A 17,623-nucleotide genomic window follows, 5' to 3' on the forward strand; every position below is an offset into this window, starting at 1 on the left:
CTAATCGAGTTTTTTTGAATTGTTTTTCAAATGTTTGGCAACTAAAAATCCTGCGCCAATGGCAAGTGCGGTTCCCAAGATTGTTTTTGTTGTTTTAGACGGTTTTGGAAGTGCAGATTCACCATACACTCGGTGTGGATTGTCGGAAGGTTCTAATACATTACCTTCATCATCTTTTCCTTTTTTTAATTTCATCATTAGCCTTAACGCACCTGTTGCCAAATTGGTAAAAGTTTCTGGAAAAGCACCATGAGCAAGCTTTAACATAAAAGAGGTAGCGTCGGGAAAGGTGTCGTTTTTAGGTTTGCCCACCAAATTGTAAATTACTTGAGCGGTATCTCTCGGATCTGCAGCAAATGGAGGAATCTTAAAATCTAAACCCGAAAATTTTGCCGAATGCATATTCCCAGTGGATTGTTGCACTTGCGGATAAATATTGCAGATATGAATTTCTGGATAGACGCTGTATTCGCTCTGCAAACCACTCATCATGCCTTTAATACCTGTTTTTGTTGCTGAATATACCGAACTGAACGGAGCAGGCATATAGCCTCCAATAGATACATTATTAATTAAAACGCCTTGATTTTGTTCTTTAAAAACTGGCAAAACATAATAAGCGCCATGCATATAACCCATTAAATTAGTCTTGATAACCTGCTCGTTAATGTCCATTGGGATTTCCTCGAATTTTCCACTCGCCATAACGCCTGCATTGTTCACCCAAACGTCGATTCTACCATATTCTTTCAATGTAAATTCTACCAAATCTTTCACCTCATTGGCGTTCGAAACATCGGTAGTTTTGTATACAGCTTTTCCACCTAAAGCATTACACTCGGCAACTGCTTTCTCCAAGCCATCTTTTCCTCTTGCTGCTAAAACCAATTGATAGCCGTTTTCTGCAAACAATTGCGCCGTCGCTAAGCCAACACCACTTGAAGCACCTGTAATAACCGCTGTTTTTGTAATTAAACTTGTATCTGTAGTTTCCATAATTATATAATTTTAATGTTAAACAAAAAGTCTCAGAATTCCGAGACTTTATACTTTTTAATTGTTAAATATTTGTAGAAAAAATTTCAATTTATTTAGCAACCATTCGGTAAATTGCTAAACAAAGGACAGCACCTCCAATGGCTACTAGAAAGCTTGAAATATTGAAGCCCGTAACATCTACTCCGAAGATCATTGATCCTAACCAACCTCCAACTACTGAACCTACAATCCCAATAATAATTGTAATAAGCCATCCTCCAGGGTCGTTACCTGGGTGTATAGCTTTTGCAATTGCTCCAGCGATAAGTCCGAAAATAATCCATGTTAAAATTCCCATAATGTGTAATTTTTTAATATTTGTAAATTGTTATAATTAAAAAAAAGGTTACAAATGCAATGCCATAAATACTATGTTGTTGCTTTTTTATTTGCTAGTTTTTTTTTTAAGAGTTGCATTGTAAAGGAAAATAAATCCTTCTTAAACTTTCAGTTCACCTTCTATTCCTCCGTCTTCTACTGGACTTCCGTTAACTGCCGCAAACAGCATTTTCGACATAGCAATAAATTTATTGTCTTTGGTTTCGTAATAATATCCATCGTTAGGCGAAACTTTTATGACACTGATATTGGGGTCATCTTTGCCATCGAACCAAGCATTAGCAAAATTGGACCAATATTTTTCGATTAAGCTTTTGTCTTGTGACGCACTTGCTTTTCCTTTAATAAAGATATATTCGTATTTAGAATTATTCATAAAATACAATTCTACATTCGGATTGGCTTCAATTTCGTCATTTTTTAGTGAACGAACATCGCTCAAAAACCAGAGATTTCCCGCCTCATCCACTTCTTGAAGAGCCATTGGTCTGCTCGTGGTATTACCGCCAATATTGGTGGTGAAAAAGCAGGTTCTAGCAGTTTCTGATATAGCTTTAATTTTTTCGATTGCGGCATTCCCGCTCAAATTTTCGTGTGGTGATTGTGCATTTCCCATAATTTGGTAATTTTAATTGTTATTATGTGGTAGTATCGTGTGGGAAGCAATTTCTTTCTTCATTAATATGAAAAGTAAAATTGGTGCACACAATAACATCGTTACTATCAAAATGTTTTACAATTCCGTCTTTTTCCATGGTGACCACCCAGCAGGAGTTTTGGTGCATGCCATAATCAATAATAAATATGGTGTGACCACGTCCCAAAGGGGTATCAACAAGTATCGTTGGGCTTAGTTGTAAAATCATTTTGTGTCTTTTTTTGATTTAGATTAGTGATTTGCTTATATTAAGATGGAACTTTTCTTTGTTCTTCACGCTCCCAAATACGATGCAGTTTCATTGTTTTAATAAAAGATTCTGTCCAATTGGATTCTCTACTTTCCAGTTTAACCCCTTTATCAACCTCCACAAAAGACTTATCCAATAAGCTTTCCGCTTCTTTCGCAAAAGCTAATACTTTACAATGTCTATATGCATCGTTGATAAATTCATAATAATCTGCATTCTTCTTCAGTGCTTCTACCGATTTGCCTCCTGGCGTAAACACAGCGTCATAACAAACTGATGGATCGGTAAGATAAGTGTGTTCAATATTATCGGTTCCGCCTTCTTGATACGTGAGTGGACCCACCTTGGATGAAATTAAAACGGCTTCTGCTCCTTCTTTTTCTAAAGCTTTTTTAAGCTCATCAACACTCGCTTTGGAAACGCCATTATCCACCAAAAAGGCAACTTTTCTGGTTTTAATTGTTCCTTCCCCTGTTTTTACCTTCATGCTAAGCGCTTCGGAAGATTTCACTTCATTCTTTTTAACTTTTAATGGGTAGTTCGGATGGTTTTGTCTGGCAAATTTTAAAGTCAATTCATCCAATTCTTTAGGAGGAGTGATATTGAGATTATTACCCACTTTTTTAGCTAAATCGGCGTCAATTTGATGTAAAATAGCAACCTGACGTTCCCTGATTTTAGGATCATTTACTTTGCTTAATTCAAAACTTAAAGCATTAATGATATGTTGTTTCTCTGGTTCGCTTTGTGAATTGAAAAACAATGTGGCTTGACTAAAATGATCAGCAAACGAATCGGAGCGCGCACGCACTTTTTTACCATCAACTTTTTGCTCATGCGATTGGAAACCTTCTTCTCCTTTCAACATAGCATGATATGGGCATCCAGATGATTTACTGTTGGGGAAATAGCTAACGCCACCTTTCAAAATATCAATTCTACCCGTTCCGTCTTTTTGGTTATTATGTTTTTGATTTATAGATCTATTAATCGGAATTTCATGAAAATTAGCGCCGCCTAATCTATAATTTTGGGTATCCATATACGAGAAAACTCTACCTTGTAACAAAGGATCGTCGCTTAAATCAATCCCAGGAATAATTCTTCCAGGGTCAAAAGCCACTTGTTCTGTTTCGGCGAAGAAATTGTCGGGATTACGGTTTAGGGTCATTGTTCCAATAATTTTTACAGGAACCAATTCTTCCGGAACCAATTTGGTAGCATCCAAAATATCAAAAGAATATTTAAACTCATCCTCCTCTGGAATCAACTGTACGCCCAAGTCCCATTGTGGATAATTGCCCGCCTCAATAGCTTCATATAAATCTTGACGGTGAAAATCGGAATTGAACCCAGACAACTTTTGAGCTTCGTTCCAAGCTACAGAGTGTACCCCTAATTTTGGTTTCCAATGGAATTTTACAAAGGTTGCTTTCCCTTCTTTATTCACTAATTTGAAGGTATGAACCCCAAAACCCTCCATCATTCGTAGACTTCGTGGAATGGCTCTATCAGACATCGCCCACATTATCATGTGTGCAGATTCGGGCATTAAGGAAATAAAATCCCAAAAGGTATCGTGTGCCGAAGCGGCTTGCGGATATTCTTTATCGGGTTCAGGCTTTACAGAATGAATTAAATCTGGAAAATTCATCGCATCCTGAATAAAAAAAACAGGAATATTATTGCCTACCAAATCATAATTACCGTCTTCTGTATAAAATTTAACCGAAAAACCACGCACATCTCTCGCCAAATCAGTCGAACCTTTAAAGCCTGCCACCGTAGAAAAACGTGTAAACAGCGGCGTTGTGGTTCCTTTCTGCAAAAATTTAGCACACGTATATTCAGAAATATCGTCATGGATTTCTAAAATGCCGTGCGCACCGCTACCTCGGGCATGTACGACACGCTCCGGAATTCTTTCGCGGTCAAAATGCGCTAACTTGTCAAAATAAATGTGATCTTGCTGAAGAGAAGGGCCGCGATCTCCAACTTTCAAAGTGTTGTTGTTATCATAAATCGGGACACCATCATTGGTTGTCAATTTTTGATTAGAATTATCAACTGTAGATTGATTCATCTGTTCGATCTTTGCATCGGATTGCTTGTTTTTTTTCATGAAATTATTTTTTGATTTTAGTGTAAGATATTTATTGCAAAACAAAATAAACAATAGAAAAATTTAGGATTTATTTTAAGTTTTTTACAAATACTGTATAAATATACAATTATTTATAGAACAAAAGGAGTGCCATAAAAATTGATAATTTTTTAAATAAAAATATATTTTGGTAACATTCTTACAAATAAATATAAAATTTATTTACAAATTTTTAAAATGTTTTGTAATAATTTTTGATATAATTTGTATCAAAAATTATTTTTGAACTTGATATAAATTTTATATTTTTAAAAATTAGATTTGATGCAATGGATAGAATTCAGGAAAAATTAATGATCTTGGCTGATGCTGCGAAGTATGATGTAAGTTGCAGTTCTAGCGGTAGTAAAAGGAAAAATACGGGTGGAATTGGCGATGCTTCTTCGTCAGGGATTTGCCATACTTATACGGAAGATGGAAGGTGCGTTTCTTTACTGAAAATCTTGCTCACTAATCATTGTATTTACGATTGCTCATTTTGTGTAAGCCGAAAAAGTAACGATGTAAAGCGAGCTGCGTTTACGGTGGATGAAGTGGTAGAATTAACCATGAATTTTTATCGTCGAAACTATATTGAAGGTTTGTTTTTGAGTTCTGGAATTTTCAAAAATGCCGATTTTACCATGGAGCGCTTGATGCGTATTGTTAAAAAACTCCGTACCGAAGAGCGTTACAACGGCTACATTCATCTGAAAACCATTCCTGGAGCCAGCGAAGAATTGATTAAAGAAGCGGGTTTATACGTTGATAGAATGAGTATTAATCTGGAAATGCCCACAGAAAAAGGCCTAAAAATGGTAGCGCCCGAAAAAGATCACGACAGCGTGAGAAAACCTCTGGCTTTCGTTCAAAATCAAATTCAGGAATTGAAATCGGAGTCCAAACTTATCAAGTCAAAACCCTTATTTGTTCCAGCAGGTCAAAGTACGCAAATGGTGATTGGAGCAACGCCAGAAAACGATTTCGAAATTATGAGCGTTGCCAACGAGTTTTATCAAAATTACAAATTAAAAAGAGTGTATTACAGTGGGTATATTCCTATAAATAACGAAAATGCATTGCTGCCTCAAATTGGCTCGCAACCGCCATTAATTCGCGAAAACAGACTGTATCAAACAGATTGGCTGTTGCGTTTTTATGATTTTAAATTAGATGAAATTCTCAATCCTACATTCACCAATTTGGATATGGATATTGATCCTAAACTGAGTTGGGCACTGAGAAATCCACATTTTTTCCCAGTGGATGTTAATAAGGCGAGTTTCCAAGAAATAATAAGAATTCCTGGTGTGGGTAGAAAGTCGGCGATGAAGATTGTGCAAAGCAGAAAATTTGGAAAATTACACGAATATCAAGTCAAGAAAATGGGAATAAGTTTTAACAGAGCGCAGTATTTTATGACGTGCGCCGATACTACAATACGTCTGGGCGAATTAGCACCTTTGAAATTAAAATCACTTATAACTTCCACTTCCAAAAGCAAATATAAATCGACAGTACCCAGTAATCAGCTGAGTTTGTTTTAGTATTAATCAAAAAAAGGATGAAGATAAATTCATCCTTTTATTAAAATAGTTGTGGAAAAATTTTATTTCTTATTTCCACCCATAAATTTTGAAATTAACCAAATGATGAGGGCGACGCCGCCAAAAATCAGGATAAATGCCCACCACATTCCTGCCTTAAAAATAGTGTTTACAGCTTCGCAACTCGTCAATAAAGAAATAGATAAAATGGAAAAGAATCCCAGTGTTAATTTTTTCATAGTAAATTGATTTATAATTTGGAGGTAAGTATTCAAGAAGTTTGCCATTAATGGGAGTGGGTAAATTATAGATTTAAAAAATTGTGAATTAAATGGACTAAATTTTGGCGGGAAAATTGTTGTGTCTTAATAAAAATTAAATGAAAAATAACAATTTAAAAAATGTGCTTTTTGCCGTAGCTGGCATAGGTGTACTTGCTGGATTGTTGGCTTGTTCTGGAAAGAAAGCCATGAGTAATAACGTGGAAGTGATTCAAAATTTTGATGGCGACAAGTATCTAGGAACATGGTATGAAGTGGCTCGTTTCGATTTTAAATTTGAAAAGGATCTTAAAAACGTGACCGCAAATTATTCCAAACGCGACGATGGCAAGATTAAAGTCGTCAATAAAGGCTTCAACTTTGTAAAAAACAAATGGGAAGAAGCCACAGGAAAAGCGAAATTTGCAGGTTCTGAAAAAGAAGCGGCTTTAAAAGTTTCGTTTTTTGGTCCATTTTATTCGGAATATAACGTTGTCATGATGGAACCCGATTACCAAACCGCTCTTGTTTTTGGTGAAAGCACAGACTATATCTGGATGCTTTCCCGAACAAAATCAATTCCTGAAGCGACCAAACAGAAGTACATCGAATTTGCCCAAAAGCATGGCTACGACACGTCGAAATTGGTGTGGACGCAGCAAGACTAAAAGAAATGATTTATTGTTTTGATGGAAGTTACCAAGGATTTTTAACCGCTGTATTTGAAAGTTTCGAACGCAAACATTTCGAAGTGAGTTTAGTGGTAAAAGATGAATTTTTTGCGCCACTTTTTGAGGAAGTTTTTGATATTGTTACAGATCGAGAAAAAGCGCAACGGGTTCTAAAAGGTTTAAACAAAGTATGTTCTCCAAAACAAAAAACGGATATTTTTAAAGTCTTCTTGTCAGAAAAACCTGAGGTGTGGAAGGCGTTGATATATATCCTTCAAAATCTATTTTTGGGTAACAAAGAAATTTTGGATAATTATGCTGATGCACAAGTTTTGCTTTTTCATAAAACACTAACCAGCGTCGATCGGGAACGCCATCGCATGAAAGCATTTATTCGATTTCAAAAAACCAACGACGGCATGTTTCACGCAATCATAGAGCCCGATTTTAATGTTTTGCCGTTGATAACAGAGTTTTTCAGAAAACGCTATGCTGACCAAGCATGGTTGATATACGATGTAAAACGAAAATATGGCGTTTTATATGATCAGCAAATGCTTTCTGAAGTATACTTAACACCACATCAGCAAAATGCATTAACAAAATCAGAAGATTTCATAAGCTTTGATGAAACGGAAGAAAAATACCAAACCTTGTGGCAGCAATATTTCAAAAGCACCAATATTGAAGCCCGAAAAAACATGAAACTCCACCTGCAACATGTTCCAAGACGGTATTGGAAATATTTGGTGGAGAAACAGTAATGGATAACAATGTACCCATCCACAATTAGTTTATAATCGTTAACCTTTACCTGATAATACATTTACTAATTCATCATTTACAACGTACCATTTATAGAATTTTCGAATGTATTTACTTTAATATACGATGATATAGCAGTTTTTATTGTCTGGCACCATATTAGAACTGCAACAATAAATTTAAAATACATAATTATGGGAATTCTTACATGGATTATTTTCGGACTAATTGCTGGCGCTATTGCTAAAGCGATTCACCCTGGTTCAGACCCAGGAGGATGGGTAGTAACTATTTTAATAGGGGTCATTGGAGCTGTTGTTGGAGGCTGGTTAGGATCAATGATATTTGGCGTTGACGTCACAGGTTTCAATTTATCAAGCTTCTTAGTCGCAATTGGAGGAGCTGTGCTTTGCTTAGCTATCTATAGAGGAGTAGCAAAATAAATTAAACTATGATAAAATAATAAAGAGGCTGTCAAAAAACAGCCTCTTTTTGATATATCGTAATAAGAATTAGTTGAAAAAAAGGCGCATATACGAAAAGGCAAAAACCTTATATAATTTCCATTTTGGCATTTTTTTAACGTTTTTTAATTTGGTGCAAGATTTAAAGTATCTACTTTTATGGAAGAGAGTGAGTAAAAAACTACTCCAAAACCAAATAAAAATAGAAAATATGAACAAGGCAAATGAACCAACAAACTGGAATGTAGAAAACTACGAAAACCGTCTTAAAGAATATCGTAATGAAGCTAAAGAAAGCAACCAACCATTTACAGAACAAGGTTGGTTAGATAGAGTTAAAAATAATGTTTCAGATGCGTGGGAAGACACAAAAGACGCAGCTTCCGAAGCTTGGGAGAAAACTAAAAATTGGACGGAAGATGCTTGGGAAAATACAAAAGATGCTGCTGAAGATGTCAAAGCAGAAATCAGAAAAAGCACCAATTAAAAATATCAGTTTACCATCAATACATTGAAGTTCCAGCAATCTGGAACTTTTTTTGTATTTCGTGGAAATTAAAAGCTCCTTCTATTCCCTTAAACTCTTACTAAACATTAAATATTATCCATTATCAATTATTCATTATCCCTTATCAATTATTCATTATCAATTATTCATTATCCCTTATCAATTATCCCGCATTCCCAAAATTTTTAATAAATTTAGAAAGATCTTATTTCATCTAAAATGTTTAAAATCACACCCCATAGATCTCAGAATGAACCTTTCTGGATGATAAAAAACGGAATCAACAAATCCTGCCCTTCTTTGCAAAGATAAAGAATGAGAAGTATTGATCATTGGTGGTGGCATTACAGGAAGCCTCATAGCCCATCAATGCATTGCGGATGGCAAAAATACCATATTGATCGACAAACGGGAAATTGCGCACGGAAGTTCTTCCGCAACCACCTCCATGCTGCAGTATGAGATTGATGTTCCATTGTACAAATTATCAGAAATGATTGGCAAAAAGGGACTAGAATCATGTTATATAGCCTGTTCCGCTGCCATTGACACACTTGAAAAAATTGACATTCAAATAAAATCAAAAGCTGGTTTTCGAAAGAAGCAATCCCTGTATTTTGCCTCGTTTAAAAAAGACGTTTCTTGGTTGCAAAAGGAATGTGAAGCGAGGAAAGAAGCAGGTTTTGGGGTTAAATGGTTAGAAGCGCAGTAAATTGAAACCAAGTTTAAAATCCCAACTTCCTATAGCGGAATCCTTTCCGATCAGGGAGCCAGTGTGCATACTTTTCAGTTGGCGCACGCATTTTTAACTTTCAACGTTAAAAAAGGCCTACAAGTATACGATAAAACCGAAATGAAATCGGTTAAAAATTATAAAGGAAAAAATCTTGTTTCGCTTGCTTCTGGAGCAATAATTACAGGGGATAAAATAGTGTATTGGGTTGGGTATGAAAGTACCAATCTCATTAAAGAAAAGTTCGTGGATTTGCTGAGCACCTTTGCCATTGTTTCCGAAGTGGATGAAAAACTGGCGAATGCCTACAAAGATGTACTCCTTTGGAATACAGCCGAACCTTACCTTTACATGCGCAACTCCGACGATCATCGGATGCTTATTGGTGGTGAGGATGAGGAGTTTTACAATCCCGAGAGGGCATTAATCACCAAAAAATCAAAGATTCTTATTAAAAAATTTGAACGTAATTTCCCTTCTTTCGAGTTTCGTGAAGTTATGGTTGGGCAGGAACATTTGGTTCAACCAAAGATGGTTTACCTTATATTGGTGAACATAAAGACTTCAAAAATTCTTACTTTGTATTAGGTTTTGGGGGTAATGGTATTACATTTTCGGTTACAGGCATAGAAATGTTGTCGTATTGGTTGCAAAAGAAAAAACACCCTCTCGACAAATATTTCGCGTTTGGAAGATAGAAAATTTCTGTAATCACGAAATTAATCTATCGGTTTACGTCCCGAAATAATGTTGAACAAAACGACAATTACGGCAATAACAAGCAAAATATGAATTAGGTAGCCAGTACTCATACCCGGTACAACACCTAAAATTCCGAGAAGCCAAATTACAATACAAATAACAGCGATCGTCCATAATAAATTTCTCATGATAGTATATTTTTATATTGATAAAAAGGAGAAACCACTAGGACTTCTCCTCTTAAATTGAATTTAATAATTAGGATTATCCTCTCGTTCATTTGTAGCACTTTCCCAAGTATCGTCTGCCCAATTTTTCGTTTTTTGCCAAGCCTCACTTGCAGCATCTTTGGTATCTTCCCAAGTATCAGTAACATTGTCTTTCACTCGGTCAAACCAGCCTTGCTCCGTTGGCATTTGATTTTTTTTCTTCAACTCAGCGCGATAATCTTTAACACGATCTTCAAGATTTTCGGTAGTCCACTGAGGTCGTTGTGATTTTGGATTTTGATTGTTCATAATACTAAATTTTAAGATTACTATGGAGAAACTCTTTTTCTTCATTTTATACTTCTAAGGTAGTAAAGAACCAACCATCCCCCTTATGATTGAAATCATAAACCATTGATTTATAACAAAAAAAGGTAGCCAACACGAAAGTTGACTATCCAAATCAAGTGCAGATTTCGAGTTAATGAAGACATTTGATTGTTGTAATAAAGTCGCTATGAATGTTTTCTAAAAAATTTTACTCTTGCTCTGCATCAAATTCGATAGCACGTTCGGCAATTCTGGTTAGATTCTCATTCGTTTCTTCCTCCACCTGAAGGGTTTGCTCTAACATAATAGCCGCTTTGCGCTCGCCCATCGTTAACGCCAACTGCACCAAACCTCCATAGGCGGCAATTTCATAATGTTCTGCTTTTTGGGCCGCAATAATTAAGGCTGCATCTCGGGTCATGGATCCTTCTGGGTAGATTGGATGATTTCATCTCCTTCTTTTAAAATCCCATCAATCCCTTAACAGGTTTCTTTAGAAGGCTTCTCACCAAACAGCTGAAAAACCTTATCCAAACGGCGGAGGTGTTTTTGAGATTCAAATTGATCATTTTCAAAAGCATCCTGAAGTTCTTCGGTGGTAGCCGCTTTATCAAATCGAAGCGGCGCTTCTGTTAAGGCATATTAATATCTTTAATCGCGGCAATAAAAAATCTGCGTAAAGGCGCTGTATTTTTCGTTTGACTTGGAAGCGCATTTTCCAAAGTCGTATTTTGTACATCTCTTTGTGATCTGGCCATAATAAATCACGATTTAATGAATGGTTGAAAAAAGGCCACTTTCCAAATAAGAATAGAAAAGAATCTCAGAAAGCAGCCTTACGATGTATACTTAGGAACTTCTCCTTCCACCAAATCTGATCTAACGCTTCCATGAGACGCTTGCCCACCCATACGAGCAATTCGAGTTCGCACCGCCTTACTCATGGCGGCGGAGCCTCGTTTAGATGTACCAGAATTTTGCTTTTCAGATTTGTCTCGGGTCGTACCATACGATTTTTGACTTCCACAAATTGATCGCTCTGTAGATACATAGCGGCCATGTTCATCTCGCGGCTGATTCATGCGGTTTCCTGAACCGTAGTTTCCGTAATGATTTCCTCTATACTCATTTTCGTAATCGTAATCCTCGTTGGGATTATAATTATCGTTGTATCGATTGTCATAGTCATAGTCGTAGTCGTAGTCTTCGTCATAATCTTCATCATAGCCTGCACTTGATCCATCGATATAGCCGTTGTTATATCCCATTTGGTATGTATCATCGGTATGGGTTCTACTTTTTGTGTAGTTTCTGTTATAAGGGTGTCTGGTGTTCATTGTGATTGTATTTTAAGGTTACGAATAGCTCAAATTGATTTTCAATTTGCTTGTAAACTTAACCTATTCCAGAATAGCTTTTTAGTACAAACCAAAGGTAAAGACCTTCCAAATCAATTATTTATGACTCAAGTCATAATTCAAATAAAAATTTTGCCATTTTTTATCTTAAGCTTGCCATCACGTTCCAATTGCTTGATGCTACGGATTACGGTTTCCACTGTTAAGCCTGTATAATTTGCAATTTGTTGCCGTGTTAAATGAACTTCGTATGTCAAAGGGTGGGAAGTGAATTGATAGCTTCTAAGATAGTTGATAAAAAACCATATCTTACAAATTGGGTTTTTATTCGTGTTGTTATGACTCATCACAAATTTAAAGTACATTTTTTCCGATAGACAAGTTAAAAGAATCTTGGAGATTTCAGGATGAGCCAATACCAACTTCCAAAATTGTTCTCTTGGTAAACTAAAAACCGAAGTTTCCTTCATCGCTATAGCATTCATAGGATACGCATGTTCATTAAACAACAACCACTCCCCGATGCATTGTCCCTCACCTAAAATATTGTGAATAAATTCGGTACCATCCTCATTATAATTATTTAACTTCACTCGACCACGAAGGATCTGATAATAGTTCATAGCCTTCTTTTCCTCAGTAAATATAAAGTCTGAAGCATGATAATATAAAATCTCTGCACCATACTGAATAAGTAAGTTTTCTTGAATAACCATCTTCTTGATATTAGACGGTGCATATCCGAATCAATGCATCCTCATGTTCAATATAAGTTCCTGCAAATTATCAACCATACTCTATTATAAAACAATAATCTTTTATTAAATTTTAATTATCAGTGTTAATTTTTCAAAGATAGAGGCGTTTTGCTTAATTTTTGCAGCAATCTCTAAAAAGAACAGATGAAAAATTCAAGTAAAAAAAATCGTCCACTTCAACACCAGCGCCGTCCAGGACTAGAAAAAAATATGCTTCCAATACCGGATACCGACCCTATTTCATATTCCAAAAAAGGAAAACTATCGGGAAAAAAGGTGCTTATTACAGGAGGTGACAGCGGCATCGGAAAAGCAGTAGCCTTACTATTTGCCCAAGAAGGTGCGCATCTTTTCCTCATCTACCTTTCGGAAACATCCGAAGCGAAACAAACCAAAAAAGAAGTACAAGCCTATGGAGTCCAATGCCATATTCTAAAAGCAGATTTGTCTAAAGAAAATCAATGCAGAAAAGCCGTAGCCGCTATGACGAAAAAATATCAAACAATAGATATCCTCATTAATAATGCAGCTTTGCATTGGGAAACGGATTCTTTAGAAAAAATATCCACCGATCAACTTACCCGTACTTTTGAAAACAACGTCTACTCTTGTTTTTGGGTCACCAAATACGCTCTTCCATTCATGCCTAAAAACGCTAACATCATTAATACCGCCTCGGTAACTGCCTACCGCGGTAGCCCAAAATTAATAGACTACGCCGCATCCAAAGGGGCTATTGTCGCATTTACAAGAAGTTTAGCCACCAACTTAATCGACAAAAAAATCCGTGTAAACGCCGTGGCTCCTGGCCCTATTTGGACACCATTAATCGCTTCTTCCTTCACACCGAAACGGGTTTCCGAATTTGGAAGCGACACACCAATGAAACGTGCAGGCATGCCCAACGAAGTGGCTCCAACATTTTTATTTTTGGCTTCTGATGACGCACGCTACATCTCGGGACAAGTAATCCATCCGAACGGCGGGGAGATTATTAACGGCTAATCACAACTTGGGAAGTGAGGCTAATAAACATTACATCAACAGAATATTAAAGCGATGCTCATCCAAATCGCTAAATACAAAGCCAAAATAACCTTGCTCGTCTTCAAACGGCGCAGATTCAAGAATGCCTCCTGCGGCTTGTACTCGGGCAAACCATTCATACACTTCTTGTCTTGAAGTTGCAGAAATACTCATGATAATCTCACAAATAGCACCATAACCAGAAGGTAAATACGGATCGATTTGCGAATTGTTCTCAAAAAAATTAATGATAAACCCAGCTTCACCAAATCGAAAACTGACCAGCTTCATTTCGGGTAAAAAGGCATGCAATGGTATTCCGAGAAATTCGTAAAATCCTTTGGTCTTAAGAATATCCCCCACCTTGTAATTAGCCCAAATTTTAAAATCTTTCATAGGACAAATACCGTTTAAAATAAAAAAATAGGAAGCCCAAACAAGGAACTTCCTACAATGCTAAATGAATGTCAAAACATCGGATGGGCATTAGCAGACACTTTCGGAACATCTTGATGAGCATCCCAATGTTCTACAATCTTGCCATCAGCAATTCTAAAAATATCTATGGTGGATGTCAATGTACCATCCGACTTTTTATTTTTGAGGTGTATAATCACCAAATCATTCTCTGCTGCGATATGCTGCACATCAATCTTGGTTTTGGGCTGCCCTTCAAACGATTTTTTTGCAGTCTCCTTAAAGACTTCAGGACCATCAGCAACACTTGGATTATGCTGAAGAAAGTTTGTCCCAATATAACGATCTACGGCAGTAACATCTTTATCACCAAACATTTGCTGATAAAATTCCAGTACCAATGTCTTATTGGCTTCCAATTGCTTCGTATTCGAATCTACAGTCGGCATAACAGGAGTATCGCCCATCGGATTTTCCTTGGACTGATTGCAAGCAAGAACAATTGCAATCAATACCATAACACCAACGAGTAAGGAAAATTTCATTCTGGATTTCACAAATGGACTATTTAGAGTTATACGTCCAAAGCTACATGATTCCGATGCTACAATTTTATGCGTTCAATCATAAAATACGTGATTTTCAATGAAGTAACTTTGAATTCATAAGTAGATACTATGGAAGCTCTCAGTAACAGTCCAGGTTTTCAGATTACCTTAGTTTTAATCACCATTCCTTTTATTTTTGCTTTAATCCTAATGTTGCTTAAAGTGAATGGGATAATTTCCAGAATAAAAACCAGACATGAACTTCAACGAATTCAGGAAAAAATTAAAAACCTAAGCCCCGAAGAAATCCAAGCTTTAGTAAAAAGAAAAAAAGAACTTGAGTTTAAACTTTCAGGTAAAGAATTGGCAACCAATAGGGATGTTGCCGACGAACGTGGACTTATCAATGAAAGTGAGGAAGTAAAAGACATCCGTTTCTTACAAACCAAACGTCAGGAAAAAAGCATTATTCACATTCCCGAAGCAGAAAAAAAACTCATCATCTGGTATATCGCCTGCTCCATAGTTTGGCTTATACTGGGTACAACAGTAGGAATGTATTTGGGTATCAAATTCGTGGCTCCCGATACCGATCATGTGAGTTGGTTGAGTTTCGGAAGATTGCGCCCTGTACATACCAACATTGTATTCTGGGGTTGGGCTTCTATAGCAATGGTGGGCTTTTCCTATTTCGTGGTTCCTCGGGTTGGGAACACCACGATTTTTAATGTCAAACTAGGTTATTACACCTTGATTTTAATGAATACTGCGGTAATTCTTGGGAGCATCCTATTAATGGCTGGTATCAATAATGGTGGTGGCGAATATCGGGAATATATTTGGCCTGTCATGCTGCTCTTTGCAATCGGAATCGTCATCACTTTATACAATCATTTTAAAACCGTTGCAGCACGCAAAACGGAAGAAATCTACATTTCCAATTGGTACATCATTTCGGCACTAATGTTTGTGATTACAATTATAGTGGTAGCATACCTTCCCTTTTGGCAAAACGGATTGGGCGAAACCATCGTGCAAGGCTATTGGATGCATCAAGGCGTTGGCATGTGGTTCATGTTTTTAAACTTAGGCCTCATGTATTATTTCCTTCCGCAAGAACTCAACAGCCCGATTTATTCGTACAGCTTGGGAATTCTAGCCTTTTGGACTCAAATTTTATTCTATACTTTAATTGGAACCCATCATTTCATTTTCTCTGCGATTCCGTGGTGGTTGCAAACCGTAGCAATTATCGCAAGTATGGGAATGATCATCCCCGTCCTCGCAGGGTCAATGAATTTCTTTCTAACGATTAAAGGGTCATGGCATCGTTTAAAACTAAGTTACGTGCTGCCATTCTATTTCGTATCTACTATTTTTTATTTTAAGGCATCCATGCAAGGGACGGCGGAAGCCTTTCCAGCAACCAATTTAATGTGGCATTTCACCGATTTTACGGTAGCACACTCCCATTTAACCATGTACGGCATCATCACGTTTATGTTGTGGTCATTTACATACACTTTAATTCCGAGATTAACCACCTTCGAGCCGCCTAGTCTTAGTGTTGGAATTCATTTTTGGGTAGCCTTAATTGGCTTATTAGTATATACGGTTTCCTTAATGATTGGGGCTACAGAAAAAGGATTGATGTGGATGGACAAAAAACCCTTTATCGATGCAGTGGCACACATGATGCCTTATTGGTTATGGCGCGCGATCGGCGGTACCATGATGTGGTTATCTCACCTTGTTTTCGCATTCAACTTTTTCCGAATGTTGAAACCTAGAAATGAACTGGTTTTACCCGAGTCGCCACAGCAAATACTCGACCTCATCGAATCGAATAAAAGTGCAAACTAATGGATTTCTACAACAATCATAAACAACTATTCTCAGCATCCATCGCATTTTTCTTGGGATTGACAATATTGGTATGCCTTCTACCTGCACTTAAAAACCAGCGGGTGTATCAACCAATTTCAACATCCAAAGTTTTAACCGAACAAGAACAAAGAGGAAAAGCAATTTTCATCCGCGAAGGCTGCGTGGCTTGTCACACCCAGCAAGTCCGTAATGTAGATATGGATCAAGTTTTTGGCTCCAGACCAAGTATCGCCGCTGACTATGCGAGAAATAAAAGAATAAATCTTTTCCAAAATACGGCAACTTTAATGGGAACGGAACGTACAGGTCCAGATCTCACAGCAATTGGCGAACGTCAACCGAGTTTAGATTGGCATTATGCGCATCTATACAATCCTAGAGCGGTAGTGCCAAAATCGATTATGCCGTCCTACCAATGGTTGTTTTTATACAAGGAACAACTAGATCCCAACGATGTGGAAGTTAAAATTCTCCCTGCGTTTCAGAACAGATATAAAAAAATTACAGCCTCCCAAGACGCCAAAGATCTAGTAGCGTATTTACTTTCCTTAAAACAGGCGGAGCTTCCAAAATCAATGGTGCCACAAGAATTTTTATACAAGAAAGAAGACAAAAAAACACCAGGTACAACTGCTGCCAATCTTCCTGATGGCGAGGCTTTATTCATGACGCATTGTTCGGCTTGCCATCAAGCAAATGGTGAAGGGGTCCCTGGCGCTTTCCCTCCATTGAAAGGTGACGCCGTTGTCCTCGGAACAAATATCGAACTCTATGTCACCATCATCGTAAAAGGCTATAACGGCTTAGCTCCTGCGTACGGCGAGATGCCTCCTGTAGGGACAACCGCCAAACTAACAGCGGAAGAGATCTCCGCCATTATGAATCATGAGCGTGCAAGCTGGGGCAACAACGCTCTAAAAGTGACCAAAGAAGAAGTACAAACCATCATGGATAAAATAAAGTAATATGAAAACTTCAAAAATAATAATACTTGTATTCGTGCTTATCACTC

23 protein-coding genes and 2 pseudogenes are annotated in these 17,623 nt (G+C 37.1%); 10 read left to right on the plus strand and 15 right to left on the minus strand.

Annotated features, from left to right (window positions below; genetic code table 11):
• The 5 genes from AC5XHR_RS12920 to AC5XHR_RS12940 form a co-directional block, all read right to left on the minus strand.
• Entirely contained in the window at positions 1-996 is a 996-nt protein-coding gene (locus AC5XHR_RS12920) for an SDR family NAD(P)-dependent oxidoreductase (RefSeq protein ID WP_495951205.1), read from the minus strand.
• A gap of 91 nt (positions 997-1,087) precedes the next feature.
• On the minus strand, positions 1,088-1,336 hold the full coding sequence (locus tag AC5XHR_RS12925) for a GlsB/YeaQ/YmgE family stress response membrane protein (RefSeq protein WP_495951206.1): 249 nt from the start codon (positions 1,334-1,336) through the stop codon (positions 1,088-1,090).
• A 141-nt stretch (positions 1,337-1,477) separates the two neighbouring features.
• Complete coding sequence (locus AC5XHR_RS12930) at positions 1,478-1,993, minus strand: pyridoxamine 5'-phosphate oxidase family protein (RefSeq protein WP_495951207.1); 516 nt, start codon at positions 1,991-1,993, stop codon at positions 1,478-1,480.
• Between the two features lie 22 nt (positions 1,994-2,015).
• Positions 2,016-2,243, minus strand: coding sequence for a hypothetical protein (locus AC5XHR_RS12935; RefSeq protein WP_495951208.1), 228 nt, complete (start codon positions 2,241-2,243; stop codon positions 2,016-2,018).
• Positions 2,244-2,283: 40 nt separating this feature from the next.
• A complete protein-coding gene (locus AC5XHR_RS12940) occupies positions 2,284-4,407 on the minus strand; it encodes a catalase (RefSeq protein WP_495951209.1) in 2,124 nt (707 codons plus the stop codon).
• Positions 4,408-4,718: 311 nt separating this feature from the next.
• On the opposite strand from AC5XHR_RS12940, the gene AC5XHR_RS12945 reads away from it, so the two are divergent.
• On the plus strand, positions 4,719-5,975 hold the full coding sequence (locus AC5XHR_RS12945; RefSeq protein ID WP_495951210.1) for a putative DNA modification/repair radical SAM protein: 1,257 nt from the start codon (positions 4,719-4,721) through the stop codon (positions 5,973-5,975).
• Positions 5,976-6,037: 62 nt separating this feature from the next.
• On the opposite strand, the gene AC5XHR_RS12950 is transcribed toward AC5XHR_RS12945, so the two are convergent.
• Positions 6,038-6,214 (minus strand): phosphatidate cytidylyltransferase, encoded by a 177-nt coding sequence (locus AC5XHR_RS12950; protein ID WP_495951211.1) that lies wholly within the window; start codon positions 6,212-6,214, stop codon positions 6,038-6,040.
• 140 nt (positions 6,215-6,354) lie between these two features.
• Between AC5XHR_RS12950 and AC5XHR_RS12955 the strand changes: the two genes are divergently transcribed.
• The 6 genes and pseudogenes from AC5XHR_RS12955 (at position 6,355) to AC5XHR_RS12980 (ending at position 10,074) form a co-directional block, all read left to right on the plus strand.
• Entirely contained in the window at positions 6,355-6,903 is a 549-nt protein-coding gene (locus AC5XHR_RS12955; RefSeq protein ID WP_495951212.1) for a lipocalin family protein, read from the plus strand.
• Positions 6,885-7,670 (plus strand): TIGR03915 family putative DNA repair protein, encoded by a 786-nt coding sequence (locus tag AC5XHR_RS12960; RefSeq protein ID WP_495951213.1) that lies wholly within the window; start codon positions 6,885-6,887, stop codon positions 7,668-7,670. Before AC5XHR_RS12955 ends, AC5XHR_RS12960 begins: the two co-directional genes overlap by 19 nt.
• 195 nt (positions 7,671-7,865) lie before the next feature.
• On the plus strand, positions 7,866-8,114 hold the full coding sequence (locus tag AC5XHR_RS12965) for a GlsB/YeaQ/YmgE family stress response membrane protein (RefSeq protein WP_495951214.1): 249 nt from the start codon (positions 7,866-7,868) through the stop codon (positions 8,112-8,114).
• Between the two features lie 232 nt (positions 8,115-8,346).
• Positions 8,347-8,622 (plus strand): hypothetical protein, encoded by a 276-nt coding sequence (locus tag AC5XHR_RS12970; RefSeq protein WP_495951215.1) that lies wholly within the window; start codon positions 8,347-8,349, stop codon positions 8,620-8,622.
• Between the two features lie 346 nt (positions 8,623-8,968).
• Positions 8,969-9,964: pseudogene (locus tag AC5XHR_RS12975) on the plus strand (NAD(P)/FAD-dependent oxidoreductase).
• Positions 9,922-10,074 (plus strand): hypothetical protein, encoded by a 153-nt coding sequence (locus tag AC5XHR_RS12980; protein ID WP_495951257.1) that lies wholly within the window; start codon positions 9,922-9,924, stop codon positions 10,072-10,074. The pseudogene AC5XHR_RS12975 and the gene AC5XHR_RS12980 overlap by 43 nt, the downstream one beginning before the upstream one ends.
• A gap of 21 nt (positions 10,075-10,095) precedes the next feature.
• Here AC5XHR_RS12980 and AC5XHR_RS12985 read toward each other — a convergent pair whose 3' ends face one another.
• From AC5XHR_RS12985 to AC5XHR_RS13015, 7 genes and pseudogenes are all read right to left on the minus strand, one after another.
• Positions 10,096-10,266, minus strand: a complete 171-nt coding sequence (locus AC5XHR_RS12985) for a lmo0937 family membrane protein (RefSeq protein ID WP_495951216.1) — start codon at positions 10,264-10,266, stop codon at positions 10,096-10,098.
• A gap of 63 nt (positions 10,267-10,329) precedes the next feature.
• Positions 10,330-10,596 (minus strand): hypothetical protein, encoded by a 267-nt coding sequence (locus AC5XHR_RS12990; protein ID WP_495951217.1) that lies wholly within the window; start codon positions 10,594-10,596, stop codon positions 10,330-10,332.
• A gap of 229 nt (positions 10,597-10,825) precedes the next feature.
• Positions 10,826-11,038: a DUF892 family protein gene (locus AC5XHR_RS12995; protein WP_495951218.1), complete on the minus strand. Its 213-nt coding sequence runs from the start codon at positions 11,036-11,038 to the stop codon at positions 10,826-10,828.
• 59 nt (positions 11,039-11,097) lie between these two features.
• Positions 11,098-11,178, minus strand: a pseudogene (locus AC5XHR_RS13000) (ferritin-like domain-containing protein); the annotation flags it as partial.
• Positions 11,179-11,249: 71 nt separating this feature from the next.
• Entirely contained in the window at positions 11,250-11,375 is a 126-nt protein-coding gene (locus AC5XHR_RS13005) for a hypothetical protein (RefSeq protein WP_495951219.1), read from the minus strand.
• Positions 11,376-11,453: 78 nt separating this feature from the next.
• Positions 11,454-11,954 carry a hypothetical protein gene (locus AC5XHR_RS13010; RefSeq protein ID WP_495951220.1) on the minus strand — a complete coding sequence of 167 codons (501 nt, stop codon included), beginning with the start codon at positions 11,952-11,954 and terminating at the stop codon, positions 11,454-11,456.
• A 140-nt stretch (positions 11,955-12,094) separates the two neighbouring features.
• Positions 12,095-12,691: a Crp/Fnr family transcriptional regulator gene (locus AC5XHR_RS13015; RefSeq protein WP_495951221.1), complete on the minus strand. Its 597-nt coding sequence runs from the start codon at positions 12,689-12,691 to the stop codon at positions 12,095-12,097.
• A 186-nt stretch (positions 12,692-12,877) separates the two neighbouring features.
• On the opposite strand from AC5XHR_RS13015, the gene AC5XHR_RS13020 reads away from it, so the two are divergent.
• Positions 12,878-13,738, plus strand: a complete 861-nt coding sequence (locus tag AC5XHR_RS13020) for an SDR family oxidoreductase (RefSeq protein WP_495951222.1) — start codon at positions 12,878-12,880, stop codon at positions 13,736-13,738.
• Positions 13,739-13,768: 30 nt separating this feature from the next.
• Here the strand turns inward: AC5XHR_RS13020 and AC5XHR_RS13025 are convergent, their stop codons facing one another.
• Entirely contained in the window at positions 13,769-14,155 is a 387-nt protein-coding gene (locus AC5XHR_RS13025) for a VOC family protein (protein ID WP_495951223.1), read from the minus strand.
• A gap of 71 nt (positions 14,156-14,226) precedes the next feature.
• Positions 14,227-14,721, minus strand: coding sequence for a nuclear transport factor 2 family protein (locus AC5XHR_RS13030; RefSeq protein WP_495951224.1), 495 nt, complete (start codon positions 14,719-14,721; stop codon positions 14,227-14,229).
• A gap of 132 nt (positions 14,722-14,853) precedes the next feature.
• Between AC5XHR_RS13030 and AC5XHR_RS13035 the strand changes: the two genes are divergently transcribed.
• Positions 14,854-16,587, plus strand: coding sequence for a cbb3-type cytochrome c oxidase subunit I (locus AC5XHR_RS13035; RefSeq protein WP_495951225.1), 1,734 nt, complete (start codon positions 14,854-14,856; stop codon positions 16,585-16,587).
• Positions 16,587-17,576 carry a cbb3-type cytochrome c oxidase subunit II gene (locus AC5XHR_RS13040; RefSeq protein WP_495951226.1) on the plus strand — a complete coding sequence of 330 codons (990 nt, stop codon included), beginning with the start codon at positions 16,587-16,589 and terminating at the stop codon, positions 17,574-17,576. Before AC5XHR_RS13035 ends, AC5XHR_RS13040 begins: the two co-directional genes overlap by 1 nt.
• Positions 17,577-17,623 lie beyond the last annotated feature (47 nt).

The sequence above is a fragment of the Kaistella sp. CFF1-2 genome (assembly GCF_059509915.1).